The organism is Spiroplasma ixodetis, assembly GCF_059729505.1.
Genome location: NZ_AP038353.1, coordinates 1,331,643 through 1,357,297, shown reverse-complemented (window position 1 = coordinate 1,357,297; position 25,655 = coordinate 1,331,643). Strand labels below are relative to the sequence as shown.

At 22.7% G+C, this 25,655-nt stretch carries 34 protein-coding genes and 2 pseudogenes; 26 read left to right on the top strand and 10 right to left on the bottom strand.

Annotation, left to right across the window (positions count from 1 at the left end; all coding sequences use genetic code 4):
- Positions 1–193: 193 nt before the first annotated feature.
- The 3 genes from AC6I4F_RS08935 to AC6I4F_RS08925 form a co-directional block, all read right to left on the bottom strand.
- Entirely contained in the window at positions 194–373 is a 180-nt protein-coding gene (locus AC6I4F_RS08935) for a hypothetical protein (RefSeq protein WP_497873455.1), read from the bottom strand.
- A 345-nt stretch (positions 374–718) separates the two neighbouring features.
- Positions 719–1,063, bottom strand: a complete 345-nt coding sequence (locus AC6I4F_RS08930) for a hypothetical protein (RefSeq protein ID WP_497873664.1) — start codon at positions 1,061–1,063, stop codon at positions 719–721.
- A 94-nt stretch (positions 1,064–1,157) separates the two neighbouring features.
- Entirely contained in the window at positions 1,158–1,451 is a 294-nt protein-coding gene (locus AC6I4F_RS08925) for a hypothetical protein (protein ID WP_497873663.1), read from the bottom strand.
- Between the two features lie 121 nt (positions 1,452–1,572).
- On the opposite strand from AC6I4F_RS08925, the gene AC6I4F_RS08920 reads away from it, so the two are divergent.
- The 18 genes and pseudogenes from AC6I4F_RS08920 (at position 1,573) to AC6I4F_RS08835 (ending at position 14,097) form a co-directional block, all read left to right on the top strand.
- Positions 1,573–1,935: a hypothetical protein gene (locus tag AC6I4F_RS08920; RefSeq protein WP_497873662.1), complete on the top strand. Its 363-nt coding sequence runs from the start codon at positions 1,573–1,575 to the stop codon at positions 1,933–1,935.
- 146 nt (positions 1,936–2,081) lie between these two features.
- A complete protein-coding gene (locus tag AC6I4F_RS08915) occupies positions 2,082–2,612 on the top strand; it encodes a hypothetical protein (RefSeq protein ID WP_497873661.1) in 531 nt (176 codons plus the stop codon).
- Between the two features lie 12 nt (positions 2,613–2,624).
- A complete protein-coding gene (locus tag AC6I4F_RS08910) occupies positions 2,625–3,944 on the top strand; it encodes a hypothetical protein (RefSeq protein ID WP_497873660.1) in 1,320 nt (439 codons plus the stop codon).
- A gap of 4 nt (positions 3,945–3,948) precedes the next feature.
- Complete coding sequence (locus AC6I4F_RS08905; protein ID WP_497873659.1) at positions 3,949–4,182, top strand: hypothetical protein; 234 nt, start codon at positions 3,949–3,951, stop codon at positions 4,180–4,182.
- Positions 4,183–4,205: 23 nt separating this feature from the next.
- Positions 4,206–5,015: a hypothetical protein gene (locus AC6I4F_RS08900; protein ID WP_497873658.1), complete on the top strand. Its 810-nt coding sequence runs from the start codon at positions 4,206–4,208 to the stop codon at positions 5,013–5,015.
- Positions 5,015–5,815, top strand: a complete 801-nt coding sequence (locus tag AC6I4F_RS08895) for a hypothetical protein (RefSeq protein WP_497873657.1) — start codon at positions 5,015–5,017, stop codon at positions 5,813–5,815. The genes AC6I4F_RS08900 and AC6I4F_RS08895 overlap by 1 nt, the downstream gene beginning before the upstream one ends.
- 107 nt (positions 5,816–5,922) lie before the next feature.
- Positions 5,923–6,366, top strand: a complete 444-nt coding sequence (locus tag AC6I4F_RS08890) for a hypothetical protein (protein ID WP_497873656.1) — start codon at positions 5,923–5,925, stop codon at positions 6,364–6,366.
- Positions 6,367–6,438: 72 nt separating this feature from the next.
- Entirely contained in the window at positions 6,439–6,735 is a 297-nt protein-coding gene (locus AC6I4F_RS08885) for a hypothetical protein (protein WP_497873655.1), read from the top strand.
- An 88-nt stretch (positions 6,736–6,823) separates the two neighbouring features.
- Positions 6,824–7,078 (top strand): hypothetical protein, encoded by a 255-nt coding sequence (locus AC6I4F_RS08880; RefSeq protein WP_497873654.1) that lies wholly within the window; start codon positions 6,824–6,826, stop codon positions 7,076–7,078.
- Positions 7,056–8,219 carry a hypothetical protein gene (locus AC6I4F_RS08875; protein WP_497873653.1) on the top strand — a complete coding sequence of 388 codons (1,164 nt, stop codon included), beginning with the start codon at positions 7,056–7,058 and terminating at the stop codon, positions 8,217–8,219. Before AC6I4F_RS08880 ends, AC6I4F_RS08875 begins: the two co-directional genes overlap by 23 nt.
- Before the next feature lie 126 nt (positions 8,220–8,345).
- On the top strand, positions 8,346–8,951 hold the full coding sequence (locus tag AC6I4F_RS08870) for a hypothetical protein (protein WP_497873652.1): 606 nt from the start codon (positions 8,346–8,348) through the stop codon (positions 8,949–8,951).
- Positions 8,951–9,136 carry a hypothetical protein gene (locus AC6I4F_RS08865; RefSeq protein WP_497874224.1) on the top strand — a complete coding sequence of 62 codons (186 nt, stop codon included), beginning with the start codon at positions 8,951–8,953 and terminating at the stop codon, positions 9,134–9,136. The genes AC6I4F_RS08870 and AC6I4F_RS08865 overlap by 1 nt, the downstream gene beginning before the upstream one ends.
- The gene (locus tag AC6I4F_RS08860; protein WP_497873650.1) at positions 9,130–10,485 is read left to right on the top strand and encodes a hypothetical protein; all 1,356 of its coding nucleotides are present in this window, start codon (positions 9,130–9,132) and stop codon (positions 10,483–10,485) included. Before AC6I4F_RS08865 ends, AC6I4F_RS08860 begins: the two co-directional genes overlap by 7 nt.
- Entirely contained in the window at positions 10,466–10,765 is a 300-nt protein-coding gene (locus AC6I4F_RS08855) for a hypothetical protein (protein WP_497873649.1), read from the top strand. Before AC6I4F_RS08860 ends, AC6I4F_RS08855 begins: the two co-directional genes overlap by 20 nt.
- Before the next feature lie 89 nt (positions 10,766–10,854).
- Positions 10,855–11,865 (top strand): hypothetical protein, encoded by a 1,011-nt coding sequence (locus AC6I4F_RS08850; protein ID WP_497873648.1) that lies wholly within the window; start codon positions 10,855–10,857, stop codon positions 11,863–11,865.
- A 30-nt stretch (positions 11,866–11,895) separates the two neighbouring features.
- Positions 11,896–12,072 carry a hypothetical protein gene (locus tag AC6I4F_RS08845; protein ID WP_497873647.1) on the top strand — a complete coding sequence of 59 codons (177 nt, stop codon included), beginning with the start codon at positions 11,896–11,898 and terminating at the stop codon, positions 12,070–12,072.
- A gap of 49 nt (positions 12,073–12,121) precedes the next feature.
- Positions 12,122–12,340, top strand: a complete 219-nt coding sequence (locus AC6I4F_RS08840; RefSeq protein ID WP_497873646.1) for a hypothetical protein — start codon at positions 12,122–12,124, stop codon at positions 12,338–12,340.
- Positions 12,341–12,936: 596 nt separating this feature from the next.
- A pseudogene (locus tag AC6I4F_RS08835) lies at positions 12,937–14,097 on the top strand (IS256 family transposase).
- Between the two features lie 646 nt (positions 14,098–14,743).
- Here the strand turns inward: AC6I4F_RS08835 and AC6I4F_RS08830 are convergent.
- Entirely contained in the window at positions 14,744–15,004 is a 261-nt protein-coding gene (locus tag AC6I4F_RS08830; RefSeq protein WP_497873645.1) for a hypothetical protein, read from the bottom strand.
- 51 nt (positions 15,005–15,055) lie between these two features.
- Positions 15,056–15,484 (bottom strand): hypothetical protein, encoded by a 429-nt coding sequence (locus AC6I4F_RS08825; RefSeq protein WP_497873644.1) that lies wholly within the window; start codon positions 15,482–15,484, stop codon positions 15,056–15,058.
- A 706-nt stretch (positions 15,485–16,190) separates the two neighbouring features.
- Here AC6I4F_RS08825 and AC6I4F_RS08820 point away from each other — a divergent pair.
- From AC6I4F_RS08820 to AC6I4F_RS08800, 5 genes are all read left to right on the top strand, one after another.
- A complete protein-coding gene (locus AC6I4F_RS08820) occupies positions 16,191–16,397 on the top strand; it encodes a hypothetical protein (RefSeq protein WP_497873115.1) in 207 nt (68 codons plus the stop codon).
- A gap of 119 nt (positions 16,398–16,516) precedes the next feature.
- Complete coding sequence (locus AC6I4F_RS08815) at positions 16,517–16,684, top strand: IS3 family transposase (protein ID WP_497873643.1); 168 nt, start codon at positions 16,517–16,519, stop codon at positions 16,682–16,684.
- A gap of 33 nt (positions 16,685–16,717) precedes the next feature.
- Positions 16,718–17,245 carry an IS3 family transposase gene (locus AC6I4F_RS08810; RefSeq protein ID WP_497874695.1) on the top strand — a complete coding sequence of 176 codons (528 nt, stop codon included), beginning with the start codon at positions 16,718–16,720 and terminating at the stop codon, positions 17,243–17,245.
- 65 nt (positions 17,246–17,310) lie between these two features.
- Positions 17,311–17,931 (top strand): ribonuclease H1 domain-containing protein, encoded by a 621-nt coding sequence (locus tag AC6I4F_RS08805; RefSeq protein WP_497873642.1) that lies wholly within the window; start codon positions 17,311–17,313, stop codon positions 17,929–17,931.
- A 155-nt stretch (positions 17,932–18,086) separates the two neighbouring features.
- Positions 18,087–18,341: a hypothetical protein gene (locus AC6I4F_RS08800; RefSeq protein ID WP_497873641.1), complete on the top strand. Its 255-nt coding sequence runs from the start codon at positions 18,087–18,089 to the stop codon at positions 18,339–18,341.
- A 12-nt stretch (positions 18,342–18,353) separates the two neighbouring features.
- Here AC6I4F_RS08800 and AC6I4F_RS08795 read toward each other — a convergent pair whose 3' ends face one another.
- Together AC6I4F_RS08795 and AC6I4F_RS08790 are read right to left on the bottom strand one after the other, a co-directional pair.
- The gene (locus AC6I4F_RS08795; protein WP_497873640.1) at positions 18,354–19,931 is read right to left on the bottom strand and encodes an SNF2-related protein; all 1,578 of its coding nucleotides are present in this window, start codon (positions 19,929–19,931) and stop codon (positions 18,354–18,356) included.
- A 159-nt stretch (positions 19,932–20,090) separates the two neighbouring features.
- Entirely contained in the window at positions 20,091–20,948 is an 858-nt protein-coding gene (locus tag AC6I4F_RS08790) for an IS1595 family transposase (protein WP_497873639.1), read from the bottom strand.
- A gap of 615 nt (positions 20,949–21,563) precedes the next feature.
- Between AC6I4F_RS08790 and AC6I4F_RS08785 the strand changes: the two genes are divergently transcribed.
- The 3 genes and pseudogenes from AC6I4F_RS08785 to AC6I4F_RS08775 all read left to right on the top strand — a co-directional run bounded on the left by AC6I4F_RS08785 (position 21,564) and on the right by AC6I4F_RS08775 (position 24,029).
- Positions 21,564–22,073, top strand: coding sequence for a hypothetical protein (locus tag AC6I4F_RS08785; protein WP_497873638.1), 510 nt, complete (start codon positions 21,564–21,566; stop codon positions 22,071–22,073).
- A 427-nt stretch (positions 22,074–22,500) separates the two neighbouring features.
- Positions 22,501–22,680: a hypothetical protein gene (locus tag AC6I4F_RS08780; protein ID WP_497873637.1), complete on the top strand. Its 180-nt coding sequence runs from the start codon at positions 22,501–22,503 to the stop codon at positions 22,678–22,680.
- 109 nt (positions 22,681–22,789) lie between these two features.
- Positions 22,790–24,029 (top strand): annotated as a pseudogene (locus AC6I4F_RS08775) (IS256 family transposase).
- Between the two features lie 209 nt (positions 24,030–24,238).
- On the opposite strand, the gene AC6I4F_RS08770 reads toward AC6I4F_RS08775, so the two are convergent.
- The 3 genes from AC6I4F_RS08770 to AC6I4F_RS08760 all read right to left on the bottom strand — a co-directional run bounded on the left by AC6I4F_RS08770 (position 24,239) and on the right by AC6I4F_RS08760 (position 25,593).
- Positions 24,239–24,445: a hypothetical protein gene (locus tag AC6I4F_RS08770; RefSeq protein ID WP_497873636.1), complete on the bottom strand. Its 207-nt coding sequence runs from the start codon at positions 24,443–24,445 to the stop codon at positions 24,239–24,241.
- A gap of 38 nt (positions 24,446–24,483) precedes the next feature.
- Entirely contained in the window at positions 24,484–24,738 is a 255-nt protein-coding gene (locus AC6I4F_RS08765; protein ID WP_497873635.1) for a hypothetical protein, read from the bottom strand.
- Positions 24,739–25,116: 378 nt separating this feature from the next.
- Positions 25,117–25,593, bottom strand: coding sequence for a transposase (locus AC6I4F_RS08760; protein ID WP_497874694.1), 477 nt, complete (start codon positions 25,591–25,593; stop codon positions 25,117–25,119).
- Positions 25,594–25,655: the final 62 nt, after the last annotated feature.

Here is a 25,655-nt window from a genome sequence, read left to right as displayed (position 1 = left end):
TCATGCCTTGTTATCATGTAATGTTATATTTAAAAAATTCTTGATTTTTATCATTTTTAAAAATATAATAACCATTATATTGTTCATAAAATTCACAAGATATTAATTCATTTTCATTTCTAGTAATATTTGGAATATTTTTAATATATTTTAAAATATCACTACCTTTAACACTTTTAATATATTTTGTAATTTATTTTTTACCTAATTTATAATAAAAATCTTCAATTATTTTTAATGCTATTTTTTTATTTTTTTCATCAATAATAGTATCTTTAATAGGAAATCATGTTTCATATTCACCAATTTCTAATAACATACCTTTAGTTGTTTCTTTAATTTTATTTTTAATATCTAAATTAACATTAATCATTACGTATCCTTTCTATGTATAAGCCTTATCACCTACAGTGATAAAAAAGGCTTATATACTACTAACTACTTATCTACTATACGTAAGGCTTTGCTACTGTAAGTAGCAAAGCCTTGGAGGGTAGGGGTTCTAGGGGAAGGGAACCAAAAAAATATCAAATTGTAAAAGAGCAACACAAAAATTACTATTGGAATATTCCAGCACAATAGTCTAAATAATTTTTTTTATTTAGTTATGTAATAATTAATTACTTTAATAAAGTGCTGGTTTAATAAAATAATTAATTATAATTGTTTAACAATTAAAAAATGAGAGTGTTATCTCTCATTTAAGTTCTTATTAAATTTAACCATTAACTTGATGTGCCCCTTTTTTATAAATATATTGTAAATCAAGAAATTCATAAATTTTATTAATAAATTCTTGTTTTTTAATTCTTTGACCATTTTTAGTTTTCATATAAGTAATTTTTTTATCTTTTAAAACATTTCTACTTTTAGTAGATTTTTCTAAATCTTTACCTTTATTTGCACTAATTGTACGAATACGATTTTTTTGTTTTTTATTTTCAAATAATGAAGATATAAAACAATCATCCATATTTACAAATAATTTTTCAGTTGGTAATACTATCTTTTTTTCTGTTACTTTTTCAACATTTATTACTGGATTTTTAATTACATTAGTCATATATGTTTTAGAAAAATTAGTATTTTTTATTATATCTTGTACATCAGATTGTCTTTTACCATTACCTTAATTTTTTATTATTGTATGTTCTAAACTAGTAAGTGTTCTTTTTCTTTTTTTTAATTTTTATATAATCATCTAAAGGATAATAATATTTATTAGTTTCTAATATTAAATAACCTCTACGATAAAAATTATTTATTTTACCATATTGAGTATTTGGGCTTCTTTTTGCAGTTTTAACATATTTATGCTTAGTTTTATCATATATATTTTGATGTCAAAAATCATCATATGCTTTTAATAGATTTGTAAAATAATTTAAACCATTATTTTTAATTTGATTATCAAGTTCATCATAATTAAGTTCATTGTTAAGAAAATTCATAATATTATTTCCTTTCTTAATTTATGATTTTGATTATAGTAATTTTAGAAATAAAGTTTAAAAATATGATAATTGTAAAACGATATAATTAAATATATATGTTTTAAAATAAGGTGATAATATGTCAGCAAAAAAAGAATTAGGAAATTATGATGTTACAATTAGTAATTATTTAAGAAATAAAAATAAAACATTAACACCACAAGGATTAAATAATGCACTTGGAATTGATAGAAAATTTGTTTATGATTGCCGACGTAGAAGCAATCCATGACGTAAAAATTTTATTAAAGATTATGATAATGCAAGAGCAATAATTTCAACTCATATTTTAGAAAAATCATTAGTAAAACCAGAATTAATTTATACACATTGATTAAAATCTCATCCAAATGAATTTGATATTAATGAAGATGATAATAGTATAAAAAGTAATATAATTATTAATATTTATGAACCTAGAAAAATAGAAAATAATGATTAGAAACCTATAATAAATATAGGTTTTTTTCTTTATTTTAAAGGATAAAAATGATATAATTATATAAAATGAATATGTTAAATAACATATATAAAAGTGACCTATTAAACAAGTGAATTATTAAAAATTAATAAAGGGAGATTAAAAGTATGAGTGATTTTACTTTTGATGAAAAAGAGAATTATAGTTTAGATGATGTTAAAAATTTACTAAAACAACATAGAAATGTAGTATATGCTGAAAGTAAAAAAAATATTGAACCTAAATTAAGTGAATATGAAACTAAAATAAAAGAATATGAAAATAAAATTAATAGTTTTGAAGAGCAACAATTATTTTCAAATATTAAAGATACTAAAAAAGTAAATTTAATTAAAAATTTAATGAGTACTGATAATTATAAATCTTTATCTAAACAAGAAGCATTTAATAAAATAAATGAAGATTATAAAGAGTTTTTAATTGATAAAACATTAGAACCTATTAAACAAGAAAATAAATTTAATTCAAATAATTTTAATCCTAAAACTCTTTTAGATTTACATACAAATAGTATTAATCCAGAAGAATTAGAAAGAAAATTAAATGAAAAAGCAAAAACTACAGGTATTACTGATGTTAATGAATTAGAAAAACTTGTAAATTTAGCAAGAGGAAATGCACTTCAATCTATTAAATAGAAAGAGGATAAAATGGCAATTCCACAAATACCTAAAGCATTTATTATTGGTGGTAATTCTCCTACTGAAAATGCTGTTTTAAGTGTACTTGAAGCACAAGTTCGTGGTGAATTAACTGCTGAATTAAGTACTTTATTTATGAGAAATACTGTTACTGCTGACCAAATAGCAAATATTAGTGGTGTAGCAATGGCAATTTATAGAGCAACTGTTCGTGTATTATGAGGTTCAACATGAGATGAATTTACTGGTACTAAAAGACAAAAAGGAATAGTTAAAACAACAACATTAATTATTGATAAAGAATTAACAATTGATTTTAATATTCCAGAATTTGATATTGAAAGATTTATGACTTCATCAGCAAATATAGCAACACAAATTGTTTCAAATTGAACAAGTTCATTTATGAGAAATTTAAGAGAAAATTTTGAATTAATATTTTTACAAGGTACAAAATATTATGCAATTGCTAAATCATTAGTATTACCTTTAAATTTAAATAATATGACTAAAGAACAAGCATTAAATGCTTATTATATAATTGGAGAAAAAAATAATAAATTAATTAAAAAAGTAGATGATATTACAGTTGGTATTAATAAAGTAGATTTAACTGGTGCTTGTGCTATTGATAGTAGTTTTAATCTTGCAAAAGCATTTACATTATTAAATTATGGTCAAATTGCAGCTAATACTTTAGCAACTGGTAAAAGATATAAAAATCAAATTATGGGAATGGAATTTTATGAAAGTTTTTATTTAGAACAAGATTTTATTCATGATACTGTTTCTGATATGCATTTAGAAAAAGATTATAAATTATTAGATTTATTTGGTGTAGTTTATAACAGATATATGTGAGGTATGCCTATTTCATTTACAAAAGTAAGAAATAAATTAGATAATGCTACAGATAATATTCGTATTATTGTTAAAGCATTATATTCATTACCATTAGCAATAAGACCTAATTTAATGTATATTATTCAAGAAAAAATGCCAACAGTAGATGAAATTAAAGAAGCAAGAGCAAAAAATTATAAAATTGATGCAACTAATATTAATGCTACTTATCAAAGTACTGATTATGATAATATGAATATTTTAGATTTACAAGATGTAATTTATTATAAAAATTTAGGAAAAATAACTATGGCTGGTGATAAACCTACTAATGCTGAATTAGATATTGCAATAGTAAAAGTTGGTAATAATGGTTTTGAATCAACTAAAGCAAAATATAGTAATATAACTGATACATATGCTATTATGACTGGTAATAAAACTTATTATTATGGAACAGTAAAATTAAGTTTTACAAAGGCATAATATTATGACTTATATTTATGATGTTTTTAATAATAAATCACATATTATTATAAATTCACCAAAACCAGAAGATTTAAATAGTTCAAAAGATATATTAGCAATATTACTTTATGAATTTCCAACTTTAAATCCAAATTATGTTATTGTATCAAATCCACATGAAAGTTTTGCTGTTTGTGTTGGAGATAATGTTAATTATAAAGGTAAAATACTTATTCAAATTAAAAAAAAATACTAAATTATTAAAAGGAGAAAATAAACATGCCACAACAACATGTTGATACTACACAATTGAATAATTATACTTTAATTAAATTAATAAGAATTGGAATAGCACCATTAAGTGCAATGATTGGTACAAGTGCTTATTATGGTCAATTAATAGGTAATCCAGTATTAGGAAGTATAAATGCTTTATTATTTTCAAAAAAATTAGGAATTGATATATGAAATTTAAATCAAATTCCTAGTATTAAAACTAAATTACTTAATAGTTCTAAAAAAATATTATTAGGATTAGGAACAATTGGTTTAGCAAATTATAGTAAATTTACTAACTCTTCTATTAATTCCAATCCAACAGAAAATCCAATTACTACAACAACAGTAGACCCTTTTCCAGATTTATTATTAAGTAATACTAGTATTACTAATAATCATTTAATGGATTGAGATACATTTATTAGTCTTAACTCATATGGTATTGCTAATCTACTTGCTGGTATTACTGAATTAATACCTAGCAAGTTTGAAACTATACGTAAAATAGCAAATATGGGTACTGGTGGATGTTTGATTAGTAGTGGTGTTGCTATGGTTATAAATAATGATTTTAATAATGCTTATGCAATGCCAACAATAGTTGCTGGTGCATCTGAAATTATTCATAATTTATTACCAATGGAAACTAATAATCATATTGAAGAAATGCAAGAAACACCATTTACTAATGAAACTGCAAGATTAATTAATGATAATGCAAGTCAATATGGTAGTGATAATATGAGTGAAGTACCATTAAATTTTGATAATGCTTCATTAAATTGAGATTATAACCATATGAGTTTATAATGTTACCTTTAATTATTAGAATTATCTATTCTGCATTAGAAACTAATGATATTAGAACTGCAATTATTAGTTTATTAAAGTTATATAGTAAAAATCAAAGTTTAAAATCAGTTTTAGATAGTGAAAATATTAATGAAGATGAACTTGACCAACGATATTCAACATTTAATCCAAATATTATTAAAAAACTTATTTCAATTTTAAAACCTAATGAATTAACTCAATTAAAAACTCAATTAGATAAATTAGTATTTAAACCTATAAATAAAATTAATAAGTTATTTAAAGAAAATGATAATAAAGAATCACAATCTAATGAAAAAAATAATAAAGATGATAAAGGTTGAGTAATATTATCAAGTTCATGATTTAAAAAAGGTTTATTTTATAAATCTAATCAGTCATTAAAAGTTGGAATATTACAAGCTTTATTTCAAAGTGATACATCTAAAAATAAACGTTTATATGGTGTATATACTTATCCAAATGTACCAGAAGAAACTTGAAATTTAATGAAAGTTCAAAAAGGTAAAAATGTTAATGGCGCTGGAACAATATTTTGAAGATATTTTTTAAGAGGGTTTTTACCAAGTCAAATACGTCAATATGTAAAGAAACAATTAAAAAAACAGAAAGGTATTAGTAAAGGTAAACAACGCTATAACATTATTAAATCAACTAATATTAATGTTTTAAAAACAACTGCATTTATTAATAGATTAGAACGCGGATTTTTTAAACTTAAAGAATTTAAAACTTTACCAAAAACTGAATTAGGCAGTAGAGCATGAAGAGTATAAAGAAAAGAATATTTAACTTTTCATAAAACTAATAATTTAAATAAAAATATTGGTATTTCAATTTATAAAAATAAAAGTAAATATAAAACATGAAAGTAGGTGATTATATGGATATAGAGTTAACAAAACCAATTAAACCAATTGGTATATGAAATACTATTAATCCAATATCAAAAGATAATAAAGAATATAAAAGATTAAATAAGATTTGATTTAATAAAAATAGTACTCATATAGATAAAATTAAAATTTTAATATCAAATATTTTAAAAATAACTAGTCATATTATTGGTATGTTAATAACATTATTTTTTACAATAACACCTTGATTAATACCTAAAATACCAATATCACTGGGAATAGGTAATTATACTAATCAATATAATTTTACTTGACCAGACCATTTAATATTAACTTTATTTCCTATGTTTGGTCATATTGGATTAAATTTAGTAACTAAATTAGGTAATTATGGAAAATTAATTAAATATTTATTAATAATTATACCAATTATTATTACAAGTCCTTATTTAATATATCAATATAAATAAATTAAAAAACATAAAAAAGAATGTCATTTATGTAAACAACATTCAAATAAAATACAATTGGAGGAATAAAAAATGAATTTTTCAATAGAATTAATATCAGCAGTAATAGGAGGAGCAGTTGCTAGTGGAATATGTATTACTTTAGCATTTCTATTATTTGGCAAATCAATTAAAAAATCAAAACAATCAAATTTAGCAAAAGAATTAAAACGTAATAAAGAATTAGAATTTATTACAGCAAATATTAAAAAATTAAATACTAATTTACAATTAGAAACTACATCAACTGCTAAATTACTTGATAGTTTTAATCTAGATAAAGAACAAGTAGATAATTTTGTTTTATTACAAAAATCTAAAAAGAAATAATTATCAGAAAAAGATAAACAAAAAGCAACTAAATTTAAAATTTAAAGGGTTTAAATACCCTTTATTTTACATTAAGGAGTAAATTTTAATGGCAATTAAAGACCCAATTTTATTTATAACAGTTGAAGAATTTAAAAATTCTAAATATTTTAATGAATTATTATTTGATAAAGTTACTACTCCAGATAATGAAATTTGATTTGCAATATCTGTAGCAAGTATTAATATTGATTATTTAAGTGGTTTTACTATTTCAAAAAAATGACCAGAAATAACACCAACTGATTTTACTGATAATATTCAAACAGCAACTACTCATTATGTTAGATTTTTTATTAACTAAAGATGTAGATTATTTACGTGGTAAAGGTTCAATTAGTCAAGGTGGATTAACTTATAGTGAAACTAATCCAGATGACCCTTATTTTATACCACCAGAAGTATTTAATTGTTTAAGAAAAATTAAAGAATATCCAAATATTAAAGGTTTTAAATTAAAAGATATAGAACCACAAAAAAATAATTGATTTAATAAATTTATTTCAAATTGTGGTGAAGATAGTCTATTAAATGCATATATACCATATAATAATATAAAATCATTAGATTTTAGAACTAAAATTACTATTAGTCATCCACAAAATTTATTAAGACCAATAGTTAATATTGATACTACTGGTATTAAAACAGATATTGATAATTCATTATGAGAAGTTGATAAAGATAATCCTAATTTTATTAAACCAAAAGATTATAAAGGTATTGATGCTAATAGTAAAAGTATAATTGATGTTGGAACTCCTACATTTTTAAGTGATGCTACAACTAAAGAATATGTTGATAATAAAATACCTAATTTAACTGATTATTATAAAAAAGAAGAAACTGATAATAAATTGTTATTAAAACAAGATGAATTAACTGCTGGTGAAAATATTAAAATTGATGAAAATAATAAAATTAGTGCTACTGGTGGTTCTACTGATTTATCTGATTATTATAAAAAAGAAGAAGTAGATAAAAAATTAGAAGATAAAATGAATAAAGACCATTTTAAATATGCTTTTTCTATTAATACTATTAGTACTGAAATTCCTATTTTAGAAACCACTAATAAAACTATTGCTGCTGCTATTAATGAAATTAACAAAAAAGAACCAGCACCTAGCCCAACTCCAACTATTCCACAATGAAAAAAAGTAGGAACGAAAGTTAATATAAATAACATTAAATATATTTTTAAAACAAATACTAAATATAAAATTTATTATAATTTTGAAAGTGAAACAAGTATTAAAAAATTTGCTTTTATTTGTAAAGAATTTTTATATGGTGAGTTAAATACTGATGTTCAAACTTTGGATTGAGATAAAGTTAATGATAGAATGACACTTTCTTTACAAATGCAAAATGATACAATTGCTATTGTTAGTGACCCTACAAGATATGGTCAACTTTTAAAATTAGAAGAATTACAAGGATAATTTTATGAATAAAGAATTTACTTATGCTTTTATCCCTTTATGTACTATTTTTAAATTTTATCACATAAATGAAGATAAAAGCCTAAATTATTTCATTATTCAAATTGAAAAGTAAATTCTCATAATTTGACATTAGATATGATTAATGATTTAGAAGAATTAAAAGTATTAGACCCTATTAAAGCACAAAGTTGATATTATGGAGTTCCTAGTATTCTTACTGATGCTATATTTGCAAGATATCTTGATAAAGTACGAACTAAATTAGATTTTCAAGTAGAAAGATTAACTGGTGGATTAGATATTGGTATGGCAACAAGTTCAAGTGGTCATCCTACTGCTGGAAGTTTATGATTTATTGGTGAAAATGAAAATAGTAGAAGAGCGCATAAAGAAAGTGAATTTTATCATAGTAATGTTACTATGCAATATAAAGATACTGATACTTTAGCAAATGATATTATTAATTATTATTTAAATGAAAGTAAACGTTATATAGCAATGTTATTTGGTTTTATTTGTTATGTTGATTATGGTAATGGTGGATTAGTATTTATTGATGTTTTAAAAAGTTGAGTTAAAAAACGTAATATAACATGATTAAAATTTATAGCAGTAGATAAATCAATTTTATATTTAAATGATAGAATTGATTTTACAACAATTTGTATGCTTAAAAATATTATTAGTTTTAATTGAGAAAAATGTCTACTAAAAGACAATATAGTTTAATGCAATGATTAGATAAAAAGAAATTAGATAGTAATAATAATACTCCTAAAATGTTAGATTTACATGATGATACTTGAGATAGTGATATGTATGCTTTAATGCATGAAATGAAATGATTAATTAATGGTATTAATAATAAATTATTAATTAATAAAAATAAATTTAATGGTGATGAATTATGATAAATACAATGGAATATTTAAGTTGTGATAAAAGTAATTGATATATTGATATACCTATGATTATTGCTCAAAAATCAACTAAATTATGATTAGGTAAAGGTTTTTTATTTAATTCAAGTAGAAAAGAAATATTAGATTATTTAAATGAAATGAATTTAAAAGATAAATGATTAGAAAAATTTTATAAATTTGGTTTACAAAATAGTTTAATGGGTAAAGTATTTATTATGATTATAGTTAATGAAGATAATAGTAAATCACTTAAAATATTACCTAATAGTTTTTGTGGTAGAGTTGCTAAATATAATGAACAAGAACAATCAGCAGAATTTTATTTTATTAATGAACAAGCAGATAGTGCAACTTTAACATGAGTAACAATTCAAAAAGGAAAAGTTAAATATGAAACATATAAAGATAATAATAAAGATATTATTTTAGGTTCTACACGTACTAAATTAAAACCAAATATTACTCCATTAAAAACTTATGAAATTAAAAATCCATTTAATTATATACCAATTTTTGAAATAACTAATTTACCAATTATTAATTTATATGGTAATACTACAACTTTAAATGCTTATCCAGATTGTACACCAGTATGAGATTTAATTTGAGATTTAAATCTTTTAATTAGACAAAAAAGATTAGAAAGAGAATTAAATGTTACTACTTTATTTGCATCATTAGATAATGAAACAGTTAAAGAAATGCAAGAAAATGGTAATATTATTGAAAATCCTAAAAAAGATATGTTTGTTAATGTTGGTAGTGCTGGTTATGATAAAAATGGTAATGGCGGAATGCAAATTATACAAGGTAATACAAAATTTAATGAATATTGATTAGATTATAATGGTACTGCTAAAGTAATATTTAATGGTGCTGGTTATGATTATGATGAACATGGTAGTGATATTTATACTAATAAAACACAAAGTATGTTTAATAATAAATATGATATGGAAACAACAGAAATAAAAATAGCATTTTATAGTGCTTATTTTTATCGTATATTTGATTTATTACTTATTAGTGAAAATTTATGAAATAGTAATGTTGAAAGACCTTATAGTTTTAAATTTATACCGATTGCTATGACTGACCAAATAGTACAAGACCAAATTATTAATTCAAGATTAAATAATAATACAATGACAATAACTGAAGCAATTGGTGAATATGATAATATTGACCAACTTATGGCTGAAAATAAATTAGAAAATTTTATTAATGAAAATCAAAAATTAAATAAAGATTTAGGAGATAATGAAAATGATCAGACATCAACAAATACAATTAATGAAACACGCTCACATGAGATTAAAGATGCAACAAATATTAATTAAAAGACAATCACATTGAAAAATATTTTCATTTATTATAAATAATGGTACTATACCTTTAACTGAAACTGGTTATAAACCAATTAATAGTAAAATAAGTGATTTTGGTCAATATGAATTAATATTAACTGGTAATACTCCAGTTGTATGTATTTGAAAAAATAGTACAAAAATATATCAAAAAATAAAGGTAAAATTAATGAAGAAACTCATAAAGTTACAGGTCAAGATGAATTTTATACAAAAAAATATAAAATTAGTGATTATTGAAATGCTTATTTAATTGATGATACAAGTGGTGTTGATTTTAGTAATTTACCAAATAATCAAATATTTAAAACAGTACAAACTAAAAGACAATATACTTTAGTAATGTTTGAAGAACATATTACAATTGATGATTATTTACAATTTTTTGTTGTATTTAATGATGAAAATGAAAATATTGGTGGTAATAGTGGTAAAAATCAAGATAGACAATTATTATATATTTCAAATGTAACAAATTATTATAGTCCTTATAATGGTACATTTAGTATGCAAGTATTAACTTTTAGTAGTTTAAATGATAGAGTAGTTTCTAGTAATCAAAATACACTTGATTTTGTACAATATGCTTCACCAGGTAGTGGTTATGCTTTTCCTACTATTCAAGAAGGAAAAGCAACTTTAATGCGTGATATTGGTGTACGTTATAGTCATAGACAAAGTTATGGATTAGAATTATTATCAAGTTGTTATTATTATGGAAGACCAATAATTCAAGGTCAAGAACCAATACAACAAGGAACAGAAGAAATATTTGAAAGTAAAGTATTTGCTTTAAGAAGATTATTTATTGCTGGTAATAATGAAAAATCTACAACTGATATTAAAAATAATGGTGGTTTACTTGCTGGTATAAATGATAAAATAACTACAAGTAGTCATCCAGAAACTACATTTTATAATATTGTGGATGCTAAACCTACTGGATTTACTAATTTTAAAAATTTTACAGAATGATTAAAAACTTCATTAAATTTTCAAGATAATTTATTTGTAACAAAAGATTTTAAAGGTATGCTTTCTTTTGATAAAGATAAAGCAAGATTAAGTAATGCTGAAGATATTGGTAAAGTTAAATTCTTTTGAGATAGTGAATGAAATATAAATAATTTAACGGGTAATTATAATGTTGATATGTCAAGTAATTTTAAATATAAAGACCCAGATACTCATTTAATTATAAGAAGTCCAACTGTAGATTATAGTAAAATAACACAAAAATATATGTCAGCAATATTAAATTTTAATAGTGTAGTATTTAGTCCTTTAATACAAATCCCTTATGATTCAAATCAATGATTACCTTTTGCATTAAGTGATTCCTTTAATTGGTAATTTCCTATTGAATTTAATAACAAACAATCAATGGTTTTATCAATAGTTAATAATAAATTAAAATGAAATTTTTATTTACAAGCAACATTAGGAAAAATTGAAAACAGAATTATTATTGATACTGTACCGGCTCAATATGGTTATGGTTATATTACAATCAAATCATTAAAAGTAAGTATTTATAAAATAATATTGAATAATAGATAATATTGATATAATTTAAGTAAAATTATTTAAAAAAAACAAAGGAGTTATTATGTTAAGAGGTATTATTTCTTTAATAGCAATATTCATTATAATTGGAATATTAGTTTTTGTATATTTAATTAATAAAGGTACAAAATTATGTAATGAAAATAATACTTATGGAATTTTATTACTTTTTATTGCATTAAATGTTTTTGGATTAATTTTTGGTTGTTGTATTATTTCAAATTTAAGATATAAAGAAAAAAAATATTATATGATAAATTAGATAAATTTTTGGATGGACAACAATCAGAAAAAAATAATAAAATTGAAAAATCTTAAATATCTCATGCTATAATCTAATGATACTTACATAAGTAAGTATATGATGATGATAATATTAATTTTTTCAAACTTATGTTTTATTTATAAATAATTAAGTTGGCACCTAATTAAAAAGTTACCAATTAAAGTAACTTTTTTGTTTATATTTTTAAATTTTATTATAAACTTGTTATATTAGTTGTAGAAAAATTAGGTTTATTATCAATTGGCAAATGTTCTTCATGATTAATAAATTTTTTAAATTAGACACCCGCAATAGCACAAGCACTAGAAGTCATAGTTGCAACAGCACTACCAACAGTTCCAAATACAGGCACTAAGGAAATAAAACCACCTGCAAATGCTACTGTATTAGCACACAATTTGGTAATGTTTAGTAATCTGCGTAACTTACAAAAATAACTATGTTTAATTAATTCTAGTAAATAAAATTAAATAACTAGAAAGAGTGAGTTACGTATTTCTAAAAAACAAAATATTAATAATAATGATCCAATATCAAAAGCAGTAGATTTATTATTATAAAATACTGAGGATTTAACAACCGTATTTAAAGAGGGAGGTTTATATAAAGAATTAACAAAAAGATTAGTTGAAAAAATGTTGAATTCTGAAATGAAAAATTATTTAGGATATGAAAAAAATCAACATAATAATAGTGATAATGCTCGCAATGGTATAAATTCAAAAAAATTAATAACCCAACAAGGTAAAATTGAGATTAATGTACCACGAGATCGTAATAGTAATTTTGAGCCAGTAATAGTTGCAAAAAGACAAAGAAGATTTGATGGTTTTGATCAACAAGTTCTTTCATTATATGCCAAAGGCATGACTTTATCAGATATTAGAATGCAGTTACAAGAGTTATATCATGGTGCTGATATTAGTGAAAGTGTTATTAGTCAAATTACTGATGATGTTATTGATGATGTTAAAGCATGACAAAATCGGCCATTAGAAAGTGTTTATCCGATTGTTTATTTTGATTGTATAGTAGTTAAAGTACGACAAGATAAACGCATTATTAACAAATCAGTTTATATAGCATTAGGAGTTGATTTAGAAGGTAAAAAAGATTTTTTAGGTTTATGAATTAGTGAAAATGAAGATTCTAAGTTTTGATTATCTAATTTCACAGAAATGAAAAATCGAGGCTTAAATGATATTCTTATTGCTTGTAGTGACAATTTAACAGGAATGTCAGAAGCAATACAATCAGTTTATCCTAAAACCGAACATCAATTATGCATAGTTCATCAAATTAGAAATAGTTTAAAATATGTTTCATACAAACATATAAAATAACTAGTTACAGATTTAAAACCAATTTATAGTGCATGTAGTGAAGAACAAGCAATGCAAGATTTAGAAACTTTTGAAAGTAAATGAAATAAACAATATCCTCAAATTGCTAAATCCTGATATAAAAATTGAGATAATTTAATGGTTTTTATTATTTATCCTGTAGAAATCAAAAGAGTGATTTATACAACCAATGCTATTGAATCTGTTAATAGTCAATTACGAAAAGTTATTAGAAATAAAAAAGTTTTTTCAAATGATATGGCAGTTTTCAAAATATTTTACTTAGCAATTGAAAATATAACAAAAAAATGAACAACGCCCATTCAAAATTGAAATACAGCAATTGCTCATTTTATGATAAAATTTGAAGATAGAATTAATCTAAACTAGTAAATTTGTAAAACAAAGATACACAGATTATTAAAAAGCCTCCACAATTTCAACTTGAAACATTTTCTAGATTTTGAACTCTATTATCTAAATCATTAATTTGATTTTTTATATTATCAAAAGTTGATTTTATTTCTTGAACATTTTTATTTAATTCATCTAATTTTAATTCATGTTCAATTAAAGTCGAAACATAACTTCAATCTCTTATATAACTTTTAATGATTTCTTTTTCTGTATTTTTTGTGATTCATTTTTAACTATCAATATAAGTTTTTAAATGTTCTATTTTAGTTCGTAAATTTTTATTGTAATTATTGATATGTTCTAGTCATTGTTTAACTTTTGGATCATTTTCTATATAATTTGATAATTCATTAATTTTATTTTGTGTTATATAAGAAAAAGTTTCTTTTGATTTACCATTAGAATATTTATTACCAATTATTTTTATTTTACAAGAAAAAAATGGTTTAAAGTGTGAATAATCAGTTTTATCTACAATTTCAAAACTATCTATATCTAATTTAGGATATTTTATTTTTATTGCATGTATAATTTCATAATCTTTATTTATATTTATTATTCCTAAATTGATTGTTTTATTTGAACCTCAATCAGAAAAATCTGCTTTTAATTTATCAAATTATTTATTTTCATAATTAATTGTGTCTTCATATATTATAAAAGTTTCAATATCAGAAAAAAATAAATCACCAACAAAAGTTCTATCTAAATATATGCATAATTTTATTCTTTTATACTTAGAACTTTGTTGTCATATATTATCTATTTTTTCTCAATTTTCTCAAATTTTTTCACCAAAGAATTTGAGAGTTCTAACATTATCATCACTATTTGATGGATGTAATACAAATTGGTTTTTAACCCATGAAAGTTTTAACATGAAACTATTTTTAAATTCTGGTTTATTATTTGAAAATTTTAAGTCTACAATTTATTCTCAAAATTCAGGAGTAAAAATTCCTCCTCAATTACCCGATGAAGTTAATCCTACATTATATCGATAAATATCAGTTAAAGCATTAATATGTGCTTTTTTTCATTTTTTTACTAGATTGTTATTTTGTCTTTTAAATCTATTTCTACTTTTTTCATGTCGATGTTTATGATTACTTGTTTCTAATTCTGATTGATAGATTGGATTAATATTTTGATTTTTTTCATTTAAAATATATGATTGATAATTATTACTTGAATTTGTATAATTAATTGCTTGATTTATTGAATTTATTGATTCTAAACTTGTATTGTTGCTAGCTCAATATTTAATCTTTTGATTATTATCAATTGACTTAGCATATATACCTTGATTTTCAGAATTAAATAATTGTGCACTTAATACTCATAAGGCTTTTATCTCCATTTATGTGATAAAATTTAAAAATAGTATATAAAGGGATAAAAGCCATAATTAATTATAATTGTTTAACAATTAAAAAATGAGAGTATTATCTCTCATTTAACTTCTTTTTAAATCTAACCATTAACTTGATACGCCCCTTATTATTTTTGTGTATATTTTGTTACTGTATTATTGAATGCTTGTTGATAACATTTACCACTGCAATATATAAATTTATCAAGATATAAAGAGTCAAATGTATATTCTTTCTCACATGATGAAATATAGCATTTAGTTGTAATAATTGGCATAATCTAATTAACCCCTTTTAAATTTATATTATACATTTTACATGATTTTTGTTTTATCATTTTATTAATTATTTTTTTATATTTTAAGTGTTTTATATATTAAAATTTATATTATTTTAAATAGTGCAATAGATTTAGTTAATAAGTTATTAGTATACAATTTTATGAAAAAACTGTTAAAAAATAATAAAAATTATGTAAAATATATTTATCTTCTTAAACTTAAGAAGTTATTGGTAAAAATTGAGGGGAATTAATTTATGAAAATTGGATGGGTTACAATTTATTGGACACTAATTACGTAAACAAGTGAACAAATTAGTTAAAAAAAAGGAATTATAATTATGGCCAATATTAATTCATATTCAGATGAATTTAAAAAATAAATAGTAGATTTATATCAGAGTGGTAAGTCAGTGTCTTGTCTTGCTAAAGAGTACAATGTTACAAGAGCAGCTACTTATAATTGAATTAAGCAATTTACTAATTCAGGCAGTTTTAAAACTAAAGATAACCGTTCTATTGAAGAAAATGAATTAATTAAATTAAGAAAAGAATTAAAACAATTAAGAATGGAAAATGATATTTTAAAGCAAGCAGCACTAATAATAGGCAGAAAATAGAAATTATTACTAAAAATAAAGTTAAATATAAAATTAGCACAATTTCTCGTTTTTTAAAAATCTCTAAATTAAAATATTATTTTAATTTCAAGAAAAAAGAAGATAAAATTCAAAATAATATGTATGATGAAGCTGTTATTAGTGCTTTTAAAGAAAATAAAGAAGCTTATGGAACAAGAAGATTAAAAGTTGTTCTAAAAGAAAAGAAAATTAATTTATCAAGACGAAAAATTAAAAAAATTATGAATAAACATAATTTAATATCAAATTACACTAAATTATCATAAAAAAATTATCATAATAAAGTCAATGATAGTCAAATTACTAATCTTGTTAATAGAGACTTTAATAATAGGCTTAAAAATGAAGTTATTGTTAGTGATTTAACTTATGTTCAAGTTAATGGTAAATGAAACTATATTTGCTTATTAATCGACCTGTACAATCGCGAAATTATTGGACATAGTGTAGGTACTAAAAAAGATGCATCATTATTATATCAAGCATTTATTTGCTCAAATCGTTGTTTAAAAAATATTGAAATATTTCATAGCGATCGCGGTAATGAATTTAATAATAAAAGTTTATCAATAGTTTTATTAGCATTCAATATTACCCACTCTTTAAGCAAAAAAGGTTGTCCTTATGATAACGCTGTTGCTGAAGCAACTTTCAAAACTTTCAAAACAGAGTTTAATAATGATAAAAATTTTACATCATTAATCCAATTAAAATTAGAATTATTTGATTGTATCAATTGATACAACAACATAAGAATCCACAGCACTCTAAACTACTTAACCCCCATAAAACACCAAGCACAAATGTCTACCAAAAAACAGTCCTAAAAAAGGTTGTCATTCGAATTTAATATTATTGTAAAATTAAAATAAACAATAGAGGAGTCATAATTATGGCAAGTAAATTTTATGCAGTAAAAAAAGGTAGAGTCATCGGAATATTTGAAAACTGGAATGAATGTGAAACACAAATGAAAGATTTTGCTGGTGCTCAGTATAAAAAATTTGCAACCAAAAAAGAAGCTCAATATTATTTAGATGATAAAATTCAAATAAAATCTGAAAATCACTATAAATATGAAGTAATAGCATATACTGATGGTAGTTTTAAAGAAGAAATTAATCAATTTTCTTATGGACTTGTTTTCTTAAATAATGGCAAAAAAGATATATTTTATGAAAAATTTAATGATGAAAATTGAGCAAAATTAAGAAATGTTGCTGGAGAAATAATGGGTGCACAAAAAGCAATGCAGTTAGCTTTGGAAAATAATATAAAATCAATTTTAATTTGTCATGATTATGTTGGAATTAGTAAATGATGTACTGGTGAATGAAAAACTACTAAAGTAGAAACAAAGGCATATAAAGCATTTTATGATAAAATAGCAAAAGATGTTAATATTTATTTTAAATGAGTTAAAGGTCATAGTGGTAATATATATAATGATGAAGCAGATGCTCTTGCTTGAAAAGCATTTAATTTAAAAAAAATATCTAAACCAATAATTTAAATATTAAAAAGGTGGTAAATAACATGATTAATAAAAAAATAATATTAGCAAGTTGTTTAGGAAATATTATTGGAGGTAGTTTGTTTGCTCTTTCTGATTTATATCAAAAAAGATAACAAAATATTTTTGAATTTGATATTATTTCAGTTGTAACAGTGTTTTCAGGGTGTTTTGCTGGTGATCTTTTTGGTTTTATTTCAGGTCTTTTTTGTTTTTTAAATGATGGAGAAGATAATGGTTATTATAGAGAATTTTTTGAAAGTCAACAAATCATTTATAATAACCATTCTTTTCAATCTTCAAACGAATTTGTGCCTTTATTGCAAGAATATATTCTTGAAATTAATGATGAACAATTCATTCCTAATAATAATGCAGATCTTGTTTTTAATCCTCGTTTAGTTTATTAAATATAATAAAAATTATTCAAATAATTTAATACCTTGATCATTAATAACTTTATTAATATCAATTTTATTATTAAGGATGTCTCTAATTTTTAAATCAATATTATTAGCACAATATAAATTAATAATTTCTCTAGTTTTATTATCGTTTAATTGAGTTGGAAAAAAGCGACTTTCAGCTTGCTCATTTTCTTTTTGGTTTAATTCACGATCTAGAAAAATCATAACATCACCTTCATCTAATGTGATACCAACATTAGTAGATTTAATATTACATAAAATAATTTTAAATTTTTTACTTTGAAAATCACTAATAGCTTTAAGTCTTTGTTCATGATTTACTTTACCAGTAATTAATTGATGATTTAATTTATGTTTATCTAAAATGTTAATTCCTTTATCACTAAAACTACTATAAATAATAATTGAATCATTTTCATTATCATGTAAGTAGTATAGTAGTCAATTAAATTTTGCTCCTAATTCTTTCATTCCCTCATTAATAGGTGTTGAACAAATAGTTCTTAATTTGGTAAATATTTGTAAAAAAGTTATTTTAGATTTTTTATTATAAAATAATTCTTGTTTCATAGTTTCAAGAGTATCATAATAAATTGCAGTTTGTGCTTTGGGCATAGTTAAAATTAAATCATTTTTATTAATTTTTGGCATTTCATTACGTACATCAATTTGTTTACACATAGTTGATATTTTTTTAACTAAATAATCAAATTCTGCTGCTAGTTGTGGTTTAACATTTGGTTTTGGTATATTAATAGTTACAAAATTGGTAATACGTTTTCTAATTATTACAAAGTAACGAGCAACAAAATCTCAATAATCAATATTTTTATATAGTTTATTATCAATAATTTTTAATATACCAAAAATATCACTAGGATGATTATTAGCAGGAGTACCAGTTAAAAAATAAACTGATGATACTTTATTTGCAACTTCCAAAATTGTTGAACTTTGTGCAGTTTTGTAGTTTCTTAAAAAATGTGCTTCATCAATAACTAATGTAAAATTAAATTTAGTTAATAATTTATTTTTTATATCATTTTTAAAAGTGTTTTTAGAAACTACTAAAATACAATTATTACTATTTTTAAATTGATTATATTTTTCTGTTCGCACTTTAGTAATATCATCTTTAATAGTAATACAATTATAGGTAGTTCATTTTTTAATTTCAGGAACCCATGTTAATAAAATAGTTGACTTAGGAACAACAAATAATATTTTATTAGTTTTCATTTCTGATAATGCTGTTAAAATAGTGGGTGTTTTACCGGTACGCATTTCATTAAATAAACCAAATCTTTTATTTACTTTTAAAATTGCAACATCAACACGTTGATAATGTCTTAGTTTAGGATTACCTGGATAATCATTTAAGTTTTTTTCTTGTTGAATTTTTTTTCATGATATTAGTGAGTGCTCATATATTTGTTTTAATTTATCATTATTATTTGTATATTTAAGTAGTATTTCAAGAGCAAACGGAGTATTAAATATTTTAAATTCATTAGTATTATTGATATCAATAATACCTAGTGCATTTAAAATTTCTTTTTTATTTTTTTTCACTTTAATTGTAATATGTTTATTATTAAGACTTATGATTTCTAACATTATTAACCTACTTTAGTGTTTGTATATGATATTAAATATTATAATAAAATTAGGCTTTTATCCCTTTATGTACTATTTTTAAATTTTATCACATAAATGTAGATAAAAGCCTATCTAGGAAATTATCCCCACATGTATATAAATCAAACACAAAATTATAGTTTCAAAACTAGGTATCTTATTGAATTTATATGCAGCTTCTTTTGCATATAAATGAATATTGTGTTTTGAAACTTTTATGTGTGTTCGGAAAGTTCGTCGGATGTTTTTTCATGCAGATTCAATCTGGTTTGTGTTTACACCTGTTGATGACACATACCCAACTTCATGATTTACGATTTCATGTTTGTGATAGAAGTTTTTGAAACTTCCATATCCCTTCCAAGAATCCGTAAATAGACAACACCCAGTAGAAATGTGTTTCAATGCAAATCATAAAAGGTTTTTCTCATCTGCTTTTTTCAATACTTTTACAATTAGTTTGTTGCTGGTTTTCTCATAAACTCCAACAATCAAGGTTTTATTCAACAAGGATCTTCCTTGTTTTTTAAAACCTACATGTGAAAGATACATTTCATCCATCTGTGCTGTGCCATCATCAATGAACCCTGCATCTTGATTCCAAATTCTAGTTCTGATTTCATGACCCATTCTTCAAGTTGTTTTATATGTCACACCCAATTCCCTTGCAACATCTGTTGATAGTATACCATGCTTTGTGTTTATTCATCTAAATATGAGATAAAACCAAGATGTCAAAGGTGTTTGTGACTTGTGAAAAATGGTGTCATGAAGAATACTAAATGTTTGATGACATTTCAAACATCTTATTCTTTTTAAATCAGAAACATTCAAACTAGAAGAAAAACACCTGATACATTTCATTACTTTCAACTTCGCTATATATTTCAAACAATAGTTTTCATTTTGAAATATGCTATTGAATTCATTTCAATTAATTTTTTCCTCCACACTAGTACATGTGGGGATAATTTCCTAAAATTAATATAAATTAAAAAATAATTTATTTTTGTTAGTAAATATTAGATTATTAATAAAGAAATTATCTCCATTTATGTGATAAAATTTAAAAATAGTACATAAAGGGATAAAAGCCATTAATAATTTATTTTAAAATAATTATAAGTTATTGAATTGTATATAGAAAATAGTATTAATGTATATATCATGTAAATTTATTATATTTATATACAATGTAAAAGTAAAACTAAATATAGTTTTCAATCTATTATTTTTTTAAGAAAGTAATGATTTTTTTTATATTAAATAAAAAAGAAAGGAAGAAGTTAGTGATAGAAACAATTAGAAAGGAATCAAAAATTTTTAAAGAATAAATCAAAAAAATAGATACTGTAATAAAAACAAAACAAAACAAAATAATATTTTTAAGGATTGAAAAAAAATTAGAAAAAGAAAGAAAAAAAACATTTTGAACAAATTAAAAAAATAGACAAGATTATAAATATTAATGAACTTTATGAAATCCAAAAACAAATAGAAAAAAATAGAGAAGAAATATTAAAATTAAAAAATCAATTACCAAATAAACAATTACAAACAACATATATGATAAAAAAATGAAAAGAAAACATAGTAGCATTAGATGAAGAAATATCCAAAGAAATGATACGAGAAGAGAAATTAGATAGTGAAATAAGAGTATTGGAAGTTGAAGAAACAAATATAGAACAGCAAATTGAAAATTTTAATGCTCATGATTTAACTAAAAAATTAATTTTATTAAAGTTAAAATTAAAAACAGCAAGATTAGCTGTTAAGTTAGAAAGAAGAACATACAAAACAAAAAGAATATTTTGTAAAATTGCTAGAAATGAACTTGAAATAGCAAATAAATTTTTTTCAATAAAACAAGAAAATTGATGATTATGTCCAAATCTAAAATTAGAAAAAGAGGTTTTAGATGCAAGATTAAAAATAAGATTAAAATTGAAGATGGAAAATATTTGCGATTTAAATCGTTGGATGGGTAGAAGAAATTTAGATATTGCAAAAATAGATAAAAAAATTGCAAAATTAAATGTTAGTAAAAATAAAATTGATGTAAATATGAAGTAACGTTAAATCAATATCAAGCTCAATTAGAAAAATTAGAAAAAGAAATCCAAAAATTAGAAACAGATAAAGGAGGGCGAAATTTTTCTAATAAATTTTGAGTTATTATTAGTTGTGGTCGTTTTAATAATAGTAGAATTAATGAAATTAAACAAAAGATTTCTGGATTAAGAAATCAAGCAACTATGCAATCTCAACCTTCAACATCTAGACATGCTGTATCTTGAAATGAAATGGATCCCAATCGCTGTTTCAATGAAATTGGATATAACGATAATAGGAGGTTTACTTCTTCGTTTTAATATATTAAACTAAAATGTGTTATTTTTTATACTTCATCTAAAGATGAGTAATATGTAATAGAAGTACTTCCTTCAAGTTTCTTAATTAAATATTAAAATTAGATTTAAATGCTTTAATTTCTTCCAAATTGGGTTCAAGTTGTTCTCTTTCAATTTGAACAAATATATTCGAAGGTGGTTCGGGACATTGTAATAGTTTTAATCTTGTTTCTAATTCATTAATTTGAAAATCAACAGAAGTATTAAAAACAGAAGTAGATGTTGTAATAACAGAAGGAGCATGTAAATTAATACTGTCACTTTTATAATAACTAGTTGAAGGTGGTAATGTTTAGTAATCTGTGTAACTTACAAAAATAACTATGTTTAATTAATTCTAGTAAATAAAATTAAATAACTAGAAAGAGTGAGTTACGTATGTCTAAAAAACAAAATATTAATAATAATGATCCAATATCAAAAGCAGTAGATTTATTATTAGAAAATACTGAGGATTTAACAACCGTATTTAAAGAGGGAGGTTTATATAAAGAATTAACAAAAAGATTAGTTGAAAAAATGTTGAATTCTGAAATGCAAAATTATTTAGGATATGAAAAAAATCAACATAATAATAGTGATAATGCTCACAATGGTATAAATTCAAAAAAATTAATAACCCAACAAGGTAAAATTGAGATTAATGTACCACGAGATCGTAATAGTAATTTTGAGCCAGTAATAGTTTCAAAAAGACAAAGAAGATTTGATGGTTTTGATCAACAAGTTCTTTCATTATATGTCAAAGGCATGACTTTATCAGATATTAGAATGCAGTTACAAGAGTTATATCATGGTGCTGATATTAGTGAAAGTGTTATTAGTCAAATTACTGATGATGTTATTGATGATGTTAAAGCATGACAAAATCGGCCATTAGAAAGTGTTTATCCGATTGTTTATTTTGATTGTATAGTAGTTAAAGTACGACAAGATAAACGCATTATTAACAAATCAGTTTATATAGCATTAGGTGTTTATTTAGAAGGTAAAAAAGATGTTTTAGGTTTATGAATTAGTGAAAATGAAGGTTCTAAGTTTTGATTATCTAATTTCACAAAAATGAAAAATCGAGGCTTAAATGATATTCTTATTGCTTGTAGTGACAATTTAACAGGAATGTCAGAAGCAATACAATCAGTTTATCCTAAAACCGAACATCAATTATGCATAGTTCATCAAATTAGAAATAGTTTAAAATATGTTTCATACAAACATAGAAAATCACTAGTTACAGATTTAAAACCAATTTATAGTGCATGTAGTGAATAACAAGCAATGCAAGATTTAGAAACTTTTGAAAGTAAATGAAATAAACAATATCCTCAAATTGCTAAATCGTGATATAAAAATTGAGATAATTTAATGGTTTTTATTAGTTATCCTGCAGAAATCAAAAGAGTGATTTATACAACAAATGCTATTGAATCTGTTAATAGTCAATTACGAAAAGTTATTAGAAATAAAAAAGTTTTTCCAAATGATATGGCAGTTTTCAAAATATTTTAATTAGCAATTGAAAATATAACAAAAAAAATGAACAATGCCCATTCAAAATTGAAATACAGCAATTGCTCATTTTATGATAAAATTTGAAGATAGAATTAATCTAAACTAGTAAATTTGTAAAACAAAGATACACAGATTATTAAAAAACCTCTTGAAGGTTGTTGTGTTAAATTACTTTCTGGTTCTAACTTATTTACTTCTTTTTCTCATGATTGGTGTTTAGTTTTCAAATGTGTTTTCTTTTATTACTTATATCATCATCTGAATCGTTCATAACGAATAATGAATTAGTAGTATTTGTATTTTTTTAAGTTCAGCTTATTTATGACATCTTATTTTATATTTTTCATAATATTTTTCTTGCTCGGCTATTACTTTCATGGTTAATCCTTTATTTATTTCATTTTGAATTTGTTTTATTTGTTTATTAATTAACTCTAAATTGTGCTTATTTGTTAAATCAAAACCCGTTTTTTCAAAAAATCTTTCTAGTATTCGTTTTTTGGCATTTTCACTTAAAAACATATGTCCAAAACCACGTTCTTTTTCAACTAGTTCACAAATTATTTTGAATCAGAAATAATAGAATAATTTTTATATGTGTATTTATTATTTTTAGCTATTTTACTTTCCATAATTGTTGCAGAAGAAAAAGAACTAGATTTTATTTTAGGATGTGATATTTTTATTATTTCTTTTTCTAAAGTTTCTGTTTTTTTCTTTCTTTTCTTTTTTTTCTTCCTCCTTTTTAAAAACCTTTTTTTGAATTTAGTTCATATTGTTTCATAATTACTTTCACTTTCAGAATTTTGAGTCAATGTGTAAGATTCAGTAATTTTATCATCATTTGCATATTTGATGTTACTTCTTGCTTCTGGTTGTTTTTCTTCTATAGAGAATGATTTTTGAAAACATTTTTTTCTTCATTTTTAATTGAACAATTATTTCTCAGCGTAATGAAAGCTTGAAGTTGTTCATTAGTTAAAGCCGAGACTTGTTTTTTTGTTAATCAATCAGTTTGCTTTTTTAGTAAGCAGTCAATTTGTAATAGTGTTATTGCTTGTATTTGTTGTGTTGTGAATGCTGGTATTTGTCATTCTGTAAATGCTGGTATTTGTTCTTTAGTAAAAACTTGTATTTGTTCTGTTGTGAAATAGGGTATTTGTTTTTGAGTAAATTTGGAATAGCAACCTTTTTTAGGACTGTTTTTTGGTAGACATTTGTGCTTGGTGTTTTATGGGGGTTAAGTAGTTTAGAGTGCTGTGGATTCTTATGTTGTTGTATCAATTGATATAATCAAATAATTCTAATTTTAATTGGATTAATGATGTAAAATTTTTATCATTAATAAACTCTGTTTTGAAAGTTTTGAAATTTGCTTCAGCAACAGCGTTATCATAAGGACAACCTTTTTTGTTTAAAGAGTGGGTAATATTGAAGGCTAATAAAACTATTGATAAACTTTTATTATTAAATTCATTACCGCGATCGCTATGAAATATTTCAATATTTTTTAAACAAGGATTTGAGCACATAAATTCTTGATATACTAATGATGCATCTTTTTTAGTACCTACACTATGTCCAATAATTTCGCGATTGTACAGGTCGATTAATAAGCAAATATAGTTTCATTTATCATTAACTTGAACATAAGTTAAATCACTAACAATAACTTCATTTTTAAGCCTATTATTAAAGTCTCTATTAACAAGATTAGTAATTTGACTATCAT